This is a genomic window from Chitinophaga sp. (genome assembly GCF_035761305.1).
Taxonomy (GTDB): domain Bacteria; phylum Bacteroidota; class Bacteroidia; order Chitinophagales; family Chitinophagaceae; genus Chitinophaga.
Genome location: NZ_DASTRI010000034.1, coordinates 1 through 16,400, shown reverse-complemented (window position 1 = coordinate 16,400; position 16,400 = coordinate 1). Strand labels below are relative to the sequence as shown.

The window sequence follows — 16,400 nt, the reverse complement described above, 5'->3', positions numbered from 1 at the left end:
CTTCCTTTTGATATTAAGTCCTGCCGCGAGGCGGGGCTTTTTATTTTACGCAAATTCAGTATCTTATTGCACGAAAGCCCTGTATCATGAAAATCCCTCAAACAGATGCACCTGCCAATTCAAAGGCTATTGCTCACCAGGCCCTTACACCTACAGCAGAAAAGCTGCCGGCAGCGGAAAAGTTGCCTTCTTACCAGCTGCTGGCCAACAACAGCCGGCAGGTACAGGCCCAGGCGCAGCTGCAGGCTGCCGCTAACCGGTATGCAGCAGATAAAGGCGTTGTGCAAAGAACAGCGGTATATATATCTTTTGGCTCACCGCGGAAAGTACTGGTACCAGGCACAGACATCGAAGATGAAGGGACTTTTTATAAAGCCCTGCAGGAAGAGAAATACACGCTGGAAAAAATTGAAGAGATTATGATATGGATGGAAAGGCCCGGCGCCAGCGAGTGGGACCGGGAAATGGCTGCTTTCCTGAGAGAGCGCCTGGAAGGTGAAGAGGATGAAAGTGACGAAGAGGAGAAAGAGGATGAGGATAATGAGGAATACGAGGTTGTAGAAATAGAAGAAATAGAAGAAAGCGAAAACGAGGAAAACGAGAAGGAGGATATTGCAACTGACAACAGCCAGGAGATTCGCAGGAAAAGAAAGCTGAAGGGAAAGGAAAAAGAAAAAGAAGTTGAGCGGGATAAAAAGAAAAGAGGCTACCTGAAGCAGGAAGCATCTGAAGATGAGGAGAAAGAAGAAGAAGAAGAAAGCAAGCAGGAAGCTGCCGATATTGAATGGGCCCCGGCAGTTGCCAGGGGCGCGTTATCCTTTGACGGCGCTAAATGGTGGGTAAAAGGAGGCAGCAACTACTACAGCATCCTGAACCAGGATATAGATGCTTCATTACTGGTAGCTAAGGCAAAAGTGACCTATACCCGGCCTTTACAGCGTTATGGGCCGGCAGGAAAAGATTTCAAGGAGGTACTGGACGCCTATGGTGTATTAATAGTTACTATTGGTGATGCAAATATAGACGGCACGATAAGCAATGAACATACAGCGGAAATTGCCGACATACAGTCGCGGGCCAGGGCGGCAAAGCGCCGGCATGAAACCGACCGCCAGTTGGGTATCAGAACATACCGGCCTGAAAAATTAGACCAGGCTTATAAGGTGGACTGGCAGCAGCCTGCCCTGTCTGTACACGGTACTGCCAGCAGCCGGAACATGATTAAAACCATGGACATTGGGTACCAGCCTGCCAATGCGCCGTCACCTTTAACATTGCCCGGTGAAAACCTGCATGATCAGCAGCTGTATGAACCGGAGTCGTTACACGGCAATGGCATTAACGCGGTTTTCAGCCTGGCCTGTGTAATAAACGGCAGCCCGCAGCTGGTGGGTGGGGATATACGGTTTTACGGCAGCGGCAAAACTACATCCTCTGTTGAGGAAAAACACGAAAAAGCAGATAAAATAGCCACTATGCTGGTAGATAGCGGCCAGATAGCCGATGTAGCTGAATATGATGATGGCGCCCATGCCCACAGCGAGCAATTTATGATTGTTGAGATGGCCCAGGACCTTACAGTATATGATGAGCAGATGAAAACAATTTTAAAAACTACAGGGGGCAGCCAGGTAGCTGTTGTTGCATTAATGGTGGATATGTTTTCCAACCCCAATACGGTATGCGAACGCTGCTACCCTTCCCTGGTAACCTTTTTTTCAACCACCAACTGGAAGGGTAAAATTACCGGCCGGCTGCAGGCAAAAGCCGGCAATAAAGTAACCATCAACAACCCGGAGGTAATATTACGGGTATCTTCCAGCAAACCTTTTTCCGCTAATGCCAGCCAGGCCATCCAGCATGCGCAGGACAGCCATACCGTGCAGCAGGGCACGCACGATATTCATTTTATTGAAAGGGTGCCCTTTAAAAAAGATCAATACAGAAAATAAAAATGCCGTTGTCAGCCAGCCGCTTCCAGCAGCTTAATCAGCTCCGCCACCCCTGCTGTAGCAGGTTTTTCGATACAATGCAGCGCCCCTATATTGCTTACAGCCGGTATGCTTTTATCAATCACATACTTGGGCACCATCGGTCCTACGTAATCCAGCAGCCCTGCTGCGGGGTACACGTTCAGCGAAGTGCCCACCACCACAAAAATATCCGCGGCCAGCACCTCTTTCAGCGCTACCTCTATCATGGGTACTGCTTCGCCAAACCAAACAATGTGCGGGCGCAGCTGTCCGCCGTCGGCAGCCAGGTCGCCGATTTTAATATCGGCTGTTATGGGATAGGTGCGGGTTTCATCCAGCACGCTGCGCATTTTAAATATCTCGCCATGCAGGTGCAGCACATGCTGTGAGCCGGCCCGCTCATGCAGGTCATCTATATTCTGGGTAATAATGCGCACATCATATTTATCCTGCAGCTGCGCCAGGCCATGATGCGCTGTATTGGGCTGCGCCTTCATTACATCTTTCCGGCGCATATTATAAAATTCCAGCACCAGCGCGGGGTTCTTTTGCCAGCCCTGGGGCGATGCCACTTCGTAAATATCATATTCTTCCCACAGGCCGTTGCTGTCGCGGAAGGTTTTAATACCGCTTTCTGCGCTGACGCCTGCGCCCGAAAGCACTACCAGTCTTGGTTTCATAATAACAATGCGGTTTGCTGTACAATTTACAGAAAAATACTGCGCTGCATTACAATGCACGCCGCAGCAAATTTGCACGGTTTAAACTATTTCATATTGCTGCCGGTACATATTATACCGTACCGGTATTGAATTGCAGGGAACATTATCTTTGCACAAAATTAACATAACAACTTGCGTACCCGTTATTACCTCTATTGCTTACTGTTTATGGCGCCCGGCTGGGCACTGGCACAAGACAGCACCCGTGTTTCCAAAGACAGCCTGCCGGCATTCGGCAATACTCCCAAGGCAGATACTGTTAATAACATTAGCCCTGACAGTGTTATCCGTTACCGCATTAACGGCACTTACCTCAAAAGCATTGTGCAGGACCTGGGCTTTACGGCCAGCCGCCCTTTTCACTGGCAGGGCCGCGATTTTGCAAAGTTTGGTGTGGTAGTGGGTACAGCAGGGTTGCTGATGGCAGGCGACTATGAGGTAAAACAATTCTTTGAGCGTAACCATACCAAAGGGCTTACTGAAATTACCAACCAGATAGAACCTTTCGGTAACGCCTACTCGCCGTACCTGATAGGCGTGCTGTATGTTACAGGCGTGGTATCTAAAAACCGGAACCTGGAGCATGCTTCGCTGATGGCGGCCAAATCGCTCCTGATTTCTACGGCGCTGTACACCACTGCCAAAATATTCATCCGCAGGCAGCGGCCAACCACTTCCGATAATCCTTTCAGCTACAGCGCGCCTTTTAACAGCGACTCCCGCTATACTTCCTTCCCTTCGGGCCATACATTAACTGTAACCACGGTAGCTACCGCTTTTGCCGAGATTTATGGGAAAGATTATCCCTGGGTGCCCTGGGCTGCATATGGCCTGGCCACCCTTACAGGCGTAACGCGCCTGTACCAGAACCGCCACTGGAGCAGCGATATATGGATAGGCGCGTCACTGGGCTGGTTTGTAACCCGCACGGTTATCAGGAACCAGCGCCGTCACTCAAAAAAGGGTACTTATAGTCTGCAGGTGGTACCATAGTTTCCTTGATGGTACGGGCGCTTAACCAGCGGTACAGGTTTAGCATAGAGCCGGCCTTGTCGTTGGTGCCGGATGCCCTGGCGCCGCCAAACGGCTGCTGCCCCACTACTGCGCCGGTAGGTTTATCGTTAATGTAAAAGTTACCGGCGCTGTTCACCAGCTTTTTAGTGGCCAGGTCAATAGCGTACCGGTCCTGCGCAATAATGGATCCTGTAAGCGCGTAGTCGGAAGTAGTGTCTACCACCGTTAAAATATCTTCAAACTTCTCCGCGTCGTAAGTGTAAATGGTTAGCACGGGACCAAATATTTCTTCGCACATGGTCCGGTATTTGGGATCTGTTGTTACAATTACGGTAGGTTCAATAAAATAGCCTTCCGCCTTGCTGTAGTTACCGCCGGCAATGATCTTTACCCTGGGATCTTTTTTGGCGTTATCTATATACGCCGCTATTTTATCAAATGCGCGTTCTTCTATCACCGCATTAATAAAGTTGCCGAAATCTTCCACCGTACCCATTTTCATGGTGCCCAACACTTCCTTCAGCTTTTGCTGCACCTCTTCGGAAATATTGGAAGGCAGGTAAGCGCGGGAAGCAGCGGAGCATTTTTGTCCCTGGTATTCAAACGCGCCGCGGGCCAGCGCGGTCACCACCACATCTACCTGTGCGGATTTGTGCACCAGCACAAAATCCTTACCGCCGGTTTCCCCCACAATGCGCGGGTAAGCGCGGTACTTGTGAATATTGGCGCCAATGGTTTTCCACATTTGCTGGAACACGGCGGTAGAGCCGGTAAAGTGTATGCCGGCAAAGTCGCGGTGGTTAAAGCATACATCGCCCAGTACAGGACCATCTGCATACACCAGGTTAATTACGCCGGCGGGTAAACCGGCTTCTATTAATACCTGCATGAACATGCTGGCCGCAAATACCTGCGTATCAGCGGGTTTCCATACCACCACGTTTCCGCACATAGCGGTTACGGAGGGCAGGTTGCCGGCAATGGCGGTAAAGTTGAACGGTGTTACCGCCAGCACAAAACCTTCCAGCGGGCGGTACTCTGTTCTGTTATGAATGCCCTGGGGGCTGTAAGGCTGCTGTTTATAAATTTCGCCCAGGTAATGCACGTTAAAGCGCAGGAAGTCAATCAGCTCACAGGCGCTGTCAATCTCCGCCTGGTAGGCGTTTTTGCTTTGGCCCAGCATAGTGGCCGCGTTCATATGGTACCGGTATTTGGTAGCAATAAGCTCTGCCGCGCGCAGAAATATGGCCGCGCGTTGCTCCCATGGCGTATCGGCCCACTGTGCGCGGGCTGCCAGGGCCGCATCAATAGCGGATTGTACATGGCTGGCATCGCCCATATGAAAATGACCGAGCTTATGTTTTATTTCATGCGGGGGACGAAGGTCTACCGTTTTGCCGGTGCGCACCTCCTGCCCGTTAATGTACATGGGAATATCTGCAGTGGCAGCTTTGAACGCAGCTAATTGCTTTTTTAATGCGGCTCTTTCGGGAGAACCGGGGGCATAATTATATACGGGTTCATTGTGTGGGGCTGCAAATTGAAAATAAGCGTTATGCATCCTCTTAAGGTTTAGTAGTTCATAATTTTGTTGTAACCGGTAAAATGTAAAATATTAAATGTAAAATTTCAAATGTAAAAGTAGGCGGTAATGTTACCTGTAGCACACTGCACCACACTTTTACATTTATAAATTTTACATTTTACATTTAATATTTCCTTACGCTTCTTCCTTCGCCAGCATCAGGTAGGCTTTAATAAAGCCGCCCAGGTCGCCATCCATTACGGGCTGCACGTTCCCTACTTCAAAATCGGTACGGTGGTCCTTGATCATTTTGTACGGATGGAAAACATAGGAGCGGATTTGCGAGCCCCATTCAATTTTACGTTTATTGGCGTTGGCGGCGTTCTTCAGCTCCTCCCGCTTGCGGATCTCCTCTTCATACAGGCGTGATTTTAACATGGTGAGCGCCTTTTCGCGGTTTTCGCCCTGGGTACGGGCCTGCTGGCATTCAATAATAATGCCGGAGGGAATGTGTTTTAAACGCACGGCGGTTTCCACCTTGTTCACGTTCTGGCCGCCTTTACCGCCTGAACGGTAAAACTCCCATTCCAGGTCGGCCGGGTTTACGGCTATCTCAATAGTATCATCCACTAATGGATATACGAAAACTGATGCAAAGGACGTATGCCTGCGGGCATTGGCATCAAAGGGCGAAATGCGCACCAGCCGGTGCACGCCGCTTTCTGCTTTCAGCAGGCCGTAGGCAAATTCGCCGTCGAACTCCAGGGTAGCAGATTTAATGCCGGCGCCGTCGCCGTACTGTACATCAATTTCAGATACTTTCCAACCCTGTTTTTCGCCGTACATGCGGTACATGCGCAGCAGCATTTCGGCCCAATCCTGGCTTTCGGTGCCACCGGCGCCGGAATTAATGGTTAATACTGCCGGCATTTCATCTTCCGGCTGGTTAAGGGTGGATTTAAACTCCAGCTCATCCAGTTCTGCCAGGGCCTTCTGGTAGGCGGCCTGCACTTCTTCCTCCGTGGCTTCGCCTTCTTTCTGGAAGTCGTACAGCACGGCGCTGTCCTCAATGGCAGTTTGCACCTGCGCATAAAGGTCTACCCAGAATTTATTCACCTTTATCTCTTTCAGAATGGAAGTGGCCCGTGCATTGTCGTCCCAAAAGCCGGGCGCCAGGGTAAGCTGTTTGTCATTTTCTATTTTGGCTATGCGGTCCGGGACGTTAAAGAAAACCTCCCAGGACGTGAAGACGGTCCCTCATAGCTTTAAGTTGCTCTGCTGTCATAAGGTCGCAAATGTAAGTAAAAACTGTGAATGTGCGAAGCCGGTTAAGTTACCATTTTAAGTATTGCATATTAGCATTTTATCGTATTAACAAGTATATTAGCTTTAGCATAATATTTGTATATTTTTTAACACCTTTTCCTTCAGATGTTCGAAAACATAACTATGCTATGGCGGCCGATGAAACCTTGCATTATAAGAACCAGTCTATCTTTCATGCCATTGGTTTCATACTGGTAGTAGGCGTTAAGCTGCTGACACTGGAGCAGCCTATTAACGGCATCCGTACGAGCGATATATCCAACCGGTATGCGCACCTGCTGCTGCCTGCACCTGTAGCCCTTACTATTATCCGGAGCATACTTTACCTGGCCCTGGCGGCATTTGTTATATACCAGCTTTGGCTGGCATTCTGGGGAAATCATCTACAGGAGCTTACCCGGTTAATGACGCATATGCGCCACTGGTGGCTTATCAGCTGCGTAGCCAACGCCGGCTGGTACTTTGCCTGGCATTATGAGCTTATGCCGTTTGCATTCCTGCTCCAGCTGCTGCTGCTGGTGTCGCTGATAGCCATCCATTATAATTTTGCCATCGGGCATGCCGTTGTTTCGCGCCGGGAAAAGTGGCTGCTGCAAATTCCTTTCAGCATATACCTGGGCTGGGTAAGCTTTTCATCGCTGGTGAACCTGGAAACGCTGATGGTATACTGGGGATGGAACGGGCAGGTGATAGGCATGGTAACATGGACGGTGCTGATGGTGGGCCTGTGCGCCGGCTTTGCCGCTTACATGATCTTACAGCATTATAATATTACCTATGGCCTGGTAATCATCTGGGCATTTATAAGTATTATTATACAAAGGGTAATATCCGACGGGCTGCCTGTACCGGCGCTTACCACTGCCTGTTATATAGCTATTGTACTGGTGGCCGGTACTATTGGCTGGCATATTTATAAACGGAAATCAGAAATCTAAAATGTAACAAGTACTTTTGGGTACAAATCAACTTCACTATGTTTCCATCGACGAATCCTACCACTACGAAAGCCTGGCAGCAGCTGCAGCAACATGCCGCCAGCATGAAGCAGGTGCAAATGCGCCAGCTTTTTGCAGAGGATGCACAACGCTTTGAAAAGTTTTCCCTGCGCTTTGAAGATATACTGTTTGATTATTCCAAGAACCGGATCACGGAAGAAACGCGTAACCTGCTGCTGGAGCTGGCGCGCGAGTGCCAGGTAGAAGCAGCCATCAAAGCCATGTTCAACGCGGAAAAGATCAATGCCACGGAAAACCGGGCGGTGCTGCACACCGCGCTGCGCAATACCGGCAACAAACCGGTAATGCTCGACGGGCAAAACGTAATGGACGATGTGAACAAGGTGCTGCAGAAAATGGAGCACTACTGCAAGCAGATACATTCAGGCGCGCAAAAGGGCTACACGGGTAAGCCTATACGTTATATTGTGAACATTGGCATAGGCGGCTCGGACCTGGGACCGGTAATGGTAACGGAAGCTCTGAAGCCCTACTGGATAGAAGGCATGCAGCCGTACTTTGTTTCCAATGTAGACGGTACGCACATTGCAGAAACGCTGAAAAAGGTAACACCGGAGGAAACGCTGTTTCTCATAGCCTCCAAAACCTTTACCACGCAGGAAACCATGACCAATGCCAATACCGCCCGGGAGTGGTTCCTGCAGCATGCCAAAGACGAAAAGCACATTGCCCTGCACTTTGCCGCGCTTAGCACCAACGAAAAAGCAGTAAAGGCATTTGGCATTGATCCCAATAATATGTTTGAGTTCTGGGACTGGGTAGGCGGCCGCTACTCCCTATGGTCTGCCATTGGCCTGAGCATTGCGCTCACCATTGGCTTCGGCAACTTTAAGGCCCTGCTGGAAGGAGCGCATGCGGTAGACGAGCACTTTACCACTACCCCGTTTGAAAAGAACATACCGGCCATTATGGCGCTGGTGGGACTTTGGTACGGCAACTTTTTTGACGCCGACTCTGAAGCCATATTACCGTACGACCAGTACATGCACCGCTTCGCAGCCTATTTTCAGCAGGGAAATATGGAGAGCAACGGTAAGTATGTTGACCGTAACGGCCAGCCTGTACCCTACCAGACCGGCCCTATTGTTTGGGGCGAGCCCGGCACCAACGGGCAGCACGCTTTTTACCAGCTTATACACCAGGGCACCAAGCTGATCCCGTGCGACTTTATTGCGCCGGCTATCAGCCACAACCCTATCGGCGACCATCATGTTAAGCTGCTGTCTAACTTCTTTGCACAAACAGAGGCGTTAATGAACGGCAAAACCGCAGATGAGGTAAAGGCGGAGCTGGAAAAATCCGGCATGACGGCCGATGCTATTGCCAAGCTGCTGCCATATAAGGTATTCACCGGCAACCGGCCTTCCAACTCTTTCCTGGTAAAGGAAATTACACCGCGTTCGCTGGGCTCACTGATAGCCCTATACGAACATAAGATATTTGTGCAGGGCGTTATCTGGAATATTTACACTTTTGACCAGTGGGGTGTGGAGCTGGGCAAGCAGCTGGCCAATAAAATACTGCCGGAGCTGCAAAGCGGTGATAAGGTAACCGCGCACGACTCCAGCACCAACGGGCTGATTAATGCATGGAAGCAGATGAAGCAATAACGGTATTATTTTATTTAATATAAAGCCGTTCATGGTAATGAGCCGTGAGCGGCTTTTTATTTAAGACCATCCTTACACCGGTAATATTTTAACAGCTGTAAGCAAGAGGAGCCCAAGGAGAAAGCAGGGGGAAGCGAAAGTGAAGAGGAAAAAATAGTATAAAAAAAACCTCCGGAGAAATCCGGAGGTGCTATTCTGAATAAGCGTAAAAATCTTACCATTTGTCTACATCATCGCTGTGAGATGTGGCGGCAGCAGCAGCAGCGGGAGCAATAGCAGGTTCAGCTATCGGTGCGGCAGCAACGGTAGCTTCTGATACTACATCGGCTCCATCGTCTTCACCATCTTCTCTCACGTAGTCGTGGTTGTAAGCATCAAAATCGAAATCGGGCATCAACTCGGTTTTTACGTAGTTGATGGTTTCGGTTAGTGCGTTCAGGAACTTGTTAAAGTCTTCCTTGTACAGGAATACCTTGTGCCTGTCGTACCCATTGTCATTGAAACGTTTTTTACTTTCTGTAATGGTCAGAAAATAATCGTTTCCCCGAGTGGTCTTTACATCAAAGAAGTAAGTTCTTCTTTTACCCGCTTTCAATCGTTTAGAAAAGATGCTGTCGTTGTTTCTTTCCTGTTGATTGTTGTTTTCGTACGCCACAGTTGATAGATTTAAGTGTTAACGAATCAATCCAAATTATCAATATTCAATAAGCAACAAATATACTATTGTTTTACAAATATCAAAATAATTTTAAATGATTTTGATAAGTAATCAAAAAGAGCTCCTGATAAAGGACCAGCGGTATATGTAAAAAAATGATTTTTATTCAGTTACAGATTCCTCCTCCCCAGACTGTTGCCGGGCGTACAGTTCCGCGTAATAGCCGTTTGATGTCATTAATTGTTCATGCGTACCTGTTTCAACAATCCTGCCATCGTCTAAAACGATTATTTTATCAAACTCAAACAGGGCAAATATGCGGTGTGTAATAATAATAGCCGTTTTATCTTTCAGATAGGCGTACAGGTTACCTATGATCTCTTTTTCGGTGCGGGCATCTACAGCCGACAGGCAATCGTCGAACACCAGGATGTTGGGATCCATGATCAGCGCGCGTGCAATGGATATACGCTGTTTTTGTCCGCCGCTGAGTGTTACGCCCCGCTCCCCTATCATGGTATCAAACCCTTCGTTGAAGTTCAGGATGTCTTTTTCCACCGATGCCTGCCGGGCCGCCTGGCGCACGGCTTCTATGCCGGCAGCGGGTGCGCCGAACCGGATATTGTTCGTAATGTTATCGGAGAACAGGAACACATCCTGCGGCACATAGCTGATCTGGCTGCGTAAGCTATCCAGCCGCAGGTTGCGTATATCGTGCCCATCCAGCAGCACCCGGCCCTGCTGCGGATCGTACATACGCAGCAGCAGCTGCGCCAGGGTGGATTTGCCGGAACCGGTGCGGCCAATGATGGCTACCTTTTGCCCCGGTTGAATAACAAGGTCAAAATCCTTAATGGCCTGGATGCCGGTATGGGGGTAGGTAAAAGATACATGATCAAAATGGATGCTGCCTTTCAGGGGTATGGCCTGGGCATGCTCGCTGTTTTTGATGGTAGATGCTGTACGTAAAAATTCATTGATGCGTTGCTGGGAAGCAGCGGCGCGCTGTATCATAGATGCCACCCATCCTATAGAGAAGAACGGGAAAATAAGCATGTTCACATAAATCACAAACTCCGCCAGGTTACCTACGGTAATGTTGCCGTGTATTACCTGTATGCCCCCGATAAATATGGTGAGTATAACACTCAGCCCTATCATGAGCGACATGGCGGGCTGGTACAGCGCATCTGTTTTGGCCAGGCTTACGGAGCTTACCTTGTATTCTTCACTGGCCTGCTCAAAGTGGCGGGCGCTGCTTTCTTCCTGCACATATGATTTTATAACCCGTATACCGGAGTACGACTCCTGCGCAATAGAGGTAAGATTGGAAAGCTGCGCCTGTATGCGCTCGCTTTTGCGGTGGATAATGCGGTTCACATAATAAATAGTAAGGGCCAGCACCGGCAGCGGCGATAAGGTGTAGATGGTAAGGGTAAAGTTCACCTTTACCATCAGGTACACGATCATTACCAGCATTATAATGGTGCGGGCCGCATACATAATGGCAGGCCCAACGTACATACGTACCCGTGATACATCTTCCGTAATGCGGCTCATCATGTCGCCGGTACGGTGCATTTTAAAAAAGTTGAGGTCCAGCTCCTGGTAGTGCTGGTAAATATCATTCTTGAGGTCGTATTCAATATGGCGGCTCATTACAATAAGGGTTTGGCGCTGCAGGAACATGAAGAAACCGCTCAGCAGGGCCGATGCCAATATGGTAATGCCGTAAAAGGCCAGCACACGGGTAAAATCGGCCCGGAACAGGCTTTTTATATCCATGTCGTTGATCATGCGGTAGCTATCCAGGTTTTGGGCCAGCAGGTCAAATATCTGCCTTACCATTACGGGTTGAAAAATGCTGAAGACAATGGAAATGGAAGTGAACAACAGCCCCAGTATGAATAACCATTTATATTTTACAAAGTATATATTCAGCGCGCCTAAATGCTTCATCGCTTGTTGCTTAGATTACAGGATTGGGCAAAGGTAAGAAAAAGCAGAAAGCTAAAAGCAGAAGGCCGGCTTAAAGCAGTGTGCGACGGTTTCCATTGATGCGCAGCAGTGCGCTGCGTGAAAAAAAGACCTATAAAAAAGCCCCGCTTACGCGAGGCTCTTTATTTATGAAAGGCTTTTTAAAGTGTCGATAATTTTCTTTTCTATTTCAGCGGGCGTTACATCCTCCTTTACAAACGGTTGCCCTGTTATATTTTCAAACAGCTCAATGTAACGGTCGCTAACGCTTTTTACAAAGGCATCGTCCATTTCCGGTACCTGCTGCCCCTCTTTACCCTGGAAGCCGTTTTCCATCAGCCATTCGCGCACAAACTCCTTGCTGAGCTGCTTTTGCGGCTTACCGGCTTGCTGGTTTTCCTCATAGCCTTTGGCATAGAAGTAACGGGAAGAGTCGGGCGTATGCACTTCGTCTATTACATAAATGGTATCGCCTATCTTACCAAATTCATACTTGGTGTCAACCAGTATGAGGCCGCGTTTGGCTGCCAGCTCCTTGCCGCGCTGAAACAGGGCCAGGGTATATTTTTCCAGCTGTGCGTAATCCTTTTCGCTTACCAGGCCACGGGCAATGATCTGCTCACGGCTAATGTCCTCATCATGCCCTTCGTGCGCTTTGGTGGTAGGGGTAATAATGGGATTGGGGAAAAAATCGTTTTCTTTCAGGCCTTCGGGCAGCGACACGCCGCAAAGCTCGCGTTTGCCGCTTTTATAAGTGCGCCATGCATGGCCGGTAAGGTTACCGCGCACCACCATTTCCACCGGGAAGGTTTCACATTTTAACCCGATGGTCACATTTGGCAGGGGAACAGATTTTACCCAGTTCGGTACAATGTCTTTAGTGGCATCCAGCATAATGGCGGCCACCTGGTTCAGTACCTGCCCTTTATAAGGAATGGGCCTGGGCAGCACTACGTCGAAGGCAGAAATACGGTCGCTTACCAACATCACCATCAGCTGGTTATTAATGGTATACACATCACGTACCTTGCCTTTATAGTAGGCGGTTTGTCCCGGGAATTTGAAACCGGATGTAAGCATCAGTCAGAAAATTATAAATTAATTTAAAATGAATGGTTTATGCAAACCAACGACGCGCAAAAATACGGTGCGAACCTAAACAAATTTCCGAAGCACGTCTTTTTTTTCGACGTGGTGGAAAAAAAATATTACACATGCCACATCATATATGAAAAAGAATGATTTAAAATTACTTACCATCTGAAAACCATGTGGATATGTGGTGTTAATTATTAATAGAATAAAAAATCTTATATTAATTATTACTATTTATTAAAAAATCGTAATTTGAGGCGTGATTTAATTATGAGCCGTAACTCAAGCAGGTATTCACTTTAGCTGCATATCGGACTGATAATCACCGGTTGTGCAACAGGCAAACGCACTAATTTGTGGGGGACACAAATGCCGGTGAAACCAAATAGTAAACAATCAAAAATGTAGTTATGAGAACGCTTTCTGAACACACCAACGTACTAAGAAAACATGAAAGAGGCATTAACAATTCTAATTCAATAAAACAACGACCTATGAAGAAGCAATTCTTAGGGGCAGCCGTAGTATTACTTATGGCGCTGGGCTGCTCTTTGCAATCTAAGGCGTCCAACGACACTGTTTATTACAAGAACGGTGCAATCCGTTTTATTATCAACAAAGGCGACAACGGTACAAACACCTTTGTGCAACTGAACGGAGAAGGCGGCGAAAACCTGCTGAAACCAGGCCGCTGGTCTTACAATTATTTCGACAGCCGCCAGATCCAGCATGGTTACACCATCCAGGACAATACCGTGGCTGACGCTTACTGGATCCGCCAGCGTAATGGCAAACCCGACACCGTGTTTACCACCATTACCTACACGCCGGAACAACGGCAGCTGCTGGCTGATGCTACCGCATCCCTGTACGCTAACCTGAAATATCCTTTCAAAGCCAAGGAAAACGGTATCAACGGTACAGTGTACGTATCTTTCGTTATCGACGACAAAGGTCATGTTAGCGAAGTTGAGCCTAAGACCAACCTGGGTTATGGCCTGGAAGAAGCTGCTGTGGAAGCCGCTAAAAGTCTGCAGTTCAAACCTGTTAACTACAACGGCCGTGTTGTAAACATGTACTATGAGCTGCCGGTTAAGTTCCTGCTGCAGCAGCAGTAATTAATAACCGGGATTGTTACTACTTTTTGTTATTGTTTTGAATGTGATGTTGTTGCCTGCTTGTCCAGGGTTTATGATATTGTTTCCGTGAGCACAGGCTATCTGTGCAGGATCAGTTTTATATAAGTTACTTTTAATAAAGTTTCGTTTTATATTATAAGAGATCAAAGGACACAGTTTTCAATTTTTGCTGATGATTGCACAGACGGCTGTTTGGTTGCATCATGCGAAACAAACTATCATACCAGCATTGTACCGGAACCGGTACCAGGATATTTATGATCTGTAACAGCCAAAAGGGCTGGCCTTACCATGATCATTCATACCTGCGCAACAGCAACACATTCTTTCAATAATAATGCGGGCGGTTAGCTTTAGCTGTGTTTTTACATGGCAGGCTGCCGGTTTTTTGCTTGTCAGAGTGGTAACAAACGGGCTGCCTTACCGGCTGCATGCAGCCGTATAAGGTTCAGGATGTATTCATTTTCAGGATAAGGGGTGAGCCAGTCTTTCAGCTGCTCACTGCCGGTAACGGCCACGTCCCGCGGGAGGTAGCCCATGCCGTAAAAGCGCCCTTTTTCCATGAGTATGCAGCTTTGCTCGCCCACATCCCTCCCATGACCAATAATTACAAAAGACGGCTGTTGCTGCTGCAGCCAGCTGATTGCTTCCTGTACCCTGTTATTATACAAGGCGGGAGGTTCTTTTTTTTCACAGGCGCCCCGGCAGGTATGGTCCTGCAGCGGTAAGCAGGCTCCATTGCCTTTTTGCAGGAAACAGAGCCTGGGGCACAGGTCAAACCTGCGGATAATATTCCGGAGCAGCTGGTGCCCCTCTACCAGTAATTTAAATACATGGAGGGGCGTGGTATACTTACGCCGTTTTTCAATAGCCAGGCGCAGGTAGCCGTCCTGGTCTTCAAAGGCATAAAAGCCATAGTTGAACTCCACATGCTTCTGGGCATAATTGTATACGGGCCAGAGTCTTTTTATCTCCACCGATTCCAGTATCTCCGCCATTAGCTCGGTACCGGTTACTTCATAGGTAATGCTGTAAATGTTCCGCAGGAACTCCTGGCGTTTACGTCCGGCGTTATTACCGGTAAAATGGCTGTTCACCCGTTTGCGCAGGTTGCGGGCCTTGCCCACATACACCACCTTCCCCTTCTGGTCATGAAAATAATATACCCCCGGCGTCATCGGCAGCTGCTTTACCTGTTCAGGCGGCAGGTTGGGCGGCAAAAACTGCTCTTTGGAGCCTGCCTTCAGCGCGCCTGCAATGGCCTGCCCGGTATCGCGCTCCAGCAACAGAGCAAACAGGCGTACGGTAGCAGCGGCATCACCGGCGGCGCGGTGGCGTTGGTGCACCGGTATCTCCAGGGAGCGGCACAGGTTACCCAGGCTGTACGATGGCAGGCCCGGTACTATTTTGCGTCCCAGGCGAACCGTGCAAAGCTTTTTGCATTTCAGCTCATAACCATGGGCAGCCAGGTGGTATTGTAAAAAAGAATAATCAAAGTTGACGTTGTGCGCCACAAATATCTTATCATGCAGCAGATCATAAATGCTTTCCGCAACTACTGCAAAGTCCGGCGCTTCCGCCACCATTTCATTGGTAATGCCGGTAAGCGACTGCACATAATACGGTATGGGCATACGGGGATTTACCAGGGTATGGTACTCCTGCACCACCTGCAGGCCGTCAAATATAAAAATGGCTACTTCTGTAATGGCGTTGGCGCTGGCATGGCCGCCGGTAGTTTCTATGTCAACAATGGCATACATTTGGGTGTAAATTACGAATTACAGCATTAAACTCCTCTAATATGGCAACCACTAAATGGGTCCTGGACCCGGCACACAGCATGATCGGTTTTAAGATCAGGCACCTGATGATCACCAATGTTTCAGGGCATTTCAACAAATTCAGCCTGGAAGCGGAAACTGAAGACGAGGATTTCACAACTGCAAAGGCTGTTTTTACGGCAGATACCGCCTCTATAACTACCGGCAATGAGGACCGGGACCGGCACCTGCGATCCCCGGAGTTTTTTGATGACCATGCTTTTCCGCAGATCAAATTTGTGCCCACCAAATATGAGCCGGTAGATAATGATGGTTCCTACAATATAACCGGCGACCTGACCATCCGCGATGTAACCAAAACAGTAAAGCTGGGCGTGGAGTTTGGCGGTGTGGTAAAGGACCCCTGGGGCAACCACCGTGCAGGTTTTACAGTGAGCGGTAAAATTAACCGGAAGGATTTTGGATTGAACTGGAGCGCGGTAACAGAAGCCGGCGGTGTGGTGGTAGGCGACGACGTGCGTATTAATTGTGAAATAGAGCTGGTGAAGCAATAAGCAA

General features: G+C 48.6%; 13 protein-coding genes. 6 read left to right on the top strand and 7 right to left on the bottom strand.

What is annotated here, in order from left to right:
* Nucleotides 1-86 precede the first annotated feature (86 nt).
* Nucleotides 87-1,952, top strand: coding sequence for a hypothetical protein (locus VFS25_RS03470; protein ID WP_326460722.1), 1,866 nt, complete (start codon nt 87-89; stop codon nt 1,950-1,952).
* Between the two features lie 11 nt (nt 1,953-1,963).
* On the opposite strand, the gene VFS25_RS03465 is transcribed toward VFS25_RS03470, so the two are convergent.
* Entirely contained in the window at nt 1,964-2,653 is a 690-nt protein-coding gene (locus VFS25_RS03465; protein WP_326460721.1) for an NAD-dependent deacylase, read from the bottom strand.
* A gap of 174 nt (nt 2,654-2,827) precedes the next feature.
* On the opposite strand from VFS25_RS03465, the gene VFS25_RS03460 reads away from it, so the two are divergent.
* Nucleotides 2,828-3,688 (top strand): phosphatase PAP2 family protein, encoded by an 861-nt coding sequence (locus VFS25_RS03460; protein ID WP_326460720.1) that lies wholly within the window; start codon nt 2,828-2,830, stop codon nt 3,686-3,688.
* Here the strand turns inward: VFS25_RS03460 and pruA are convergent.
* Together pruA and prfB are read right to left on the bottom strand one after the other, a co-directional pair.
* Nucleotides 3,630-5,270 carry an L-glutamate gamma-semialdehyde dehydrogenase gene (gene pruA, locus VFS25_RS03455; protein ID WP_326460719.1) on the bottom strand — a complete coding sequence of 547 codons (1,641 nt, stop codon included), beginning with the start codon at nt 5,268-5,270 and terminating at the stop codon, nt 3,630-3,632. The two genes, VFS25_RS03460 and pruA, sit on opposite strands and share 59 nt — an antisense overlap.
* A gap of 159 nt (nt 5,271-5,429) precedes the next feature.
* Nucleotides 5,430-6,519 (bottom strand): peptide chain release factor 2 gene (gene prfB / locus VFS25_RS03450; RefSeq protein ID WP_326460718.1). Its coding sequence is split into 2 segments (ribosomal slippage): nt 5,430-6,458 and nt 6,460-6,519, totalling 1,089 coding nucleotides; the frame shifts between segments, so codons are not numbered across the junction.
* A gap of 169 nt (nt 6,520-6,688) precedes the next feature.
* Between prfB and VFS25_RS03445 the strand changes: the two genes are divergently transcribed.
* Both VFS25_RS03445 and pgi read left to right on the top strand, forming a co-directional pair.
* A complete protein-coding gene (locus VFS25_RS03445) occupies nt 6,689-7,498 on the top strand; it encodes a hypothetical protein (RefSeq protein WP_326460717.1) in 810 nt (269 codons plus the stop codon).
* A 38-nt stretch (nt 7,499-7,536) separates the two neighbouring features.
* Complete coding sequence (gene pgi, locus VFS25_RS03440) at nt 7,537-9,189, top strand: glucose-6-phosphate isomerase (protein ID WP_326460716.1); 1,653 nt, start codon at nt 7,537-7,539, stop codon at nt 9,187-9,189.
* A 214-nt stretch (nt 9,190-9,403) separates the two neighbouring features.
* Here the strand turns inward: pgi and VFS25_RS03435 are convergent, their stop codons facing one another.
* The 3 genes from VFS25_RS03435 to VFS25_RS03425 all read right to left on the bottom strand — a co-directional run bounded on the left by VFS25_RS03435 (nt 9,404) and on the right by VFS25_RS03425 (nt 12,904).
* Nucleotides 9,404-9,844, bottom strand: coding sequence for a DUF3276 family protein (locus VFS25_RS03435; RefSeq protein ID WP_326460715.1), 441 nt, complete (start codon nt 9,842-9,844; stop codon nt 9,404-9,406).
* Between the two features lie 165 nt (nt 9,845-10,009).
* Complete coding sequence (locus tag VFS25_RS03430; protein ID WP_326460714.1) at nt 10,010-11,806, bottom strand: ABC transporter ATP-binding protein; 1,797 nt, start codon at nt 11,804-11,806, stop codon at nt 10,010-10,012.
* Between the two features lie 165 nt (nt 11,807-11,971).
* Nucleotides 11,972-12,904, bottom strand: coding sequence for a phosphoribosylaminoimidazolesuccinocarboxamide synthase (locus VFS25_RS03425; RefSeq protein ID WP_326460713.1), 933 nt, complete (start codon nt 12,902-12,904; stop codon nt 11,972-11,974).
* A gap of 509 nt (nt 12,905-13,413) precedes the next feature.
* Here VFS25_RS03425 and VFS25_RS03420 point away from each other — a divergent pair.
* On the top strand, nt 13,414-14,037 hold the full coding sequence (locus VFS25_RS03420) for an energy transducer TonB (protein ID WP_326460712.1): 624 nt from the start codon (nt 13,414-13,416) through the stop codon (nt 14,035-14,037).
* A 416-nt stretch (nt 14,038-14,453) separates the two neighbouring features.
* Here the strand turns inward: VFS25_RS03420 and VFS25_RS03415 are convergent, their stop codons facing one another.
* Nucleotides 14,454-15,821 (bottom strand): exonuclease domain-containing protein, encoded by a 1,368-nt coding sequence (locus tag VFS25_RS03415; RefSeq protein ID WP_326460711.1) that lies wholly within the window; start codon nt 15,819-15,821, stop codon nt 14,454-14,456.
* A 41-nt stretch (nt 15,822-15,862) separates the two neighbouring features.
* Here VFS25_RS03415 and VFS25_RS03410 point away from each other — a divergent pair, with 41 nt between their 5' ends.
* On the top strand, nt 15,863-16,396 hold the full coding sequence (locus VFS25_RS03410; protein WP_326460710.1) for a YceI family protein: 534 nt from the start codon (nt 15,863-15,865) through the stop codon (nt 16,394-16,396).
* Nucleotides 16,397-16,400: the final 4 nt, after the last annotated feature.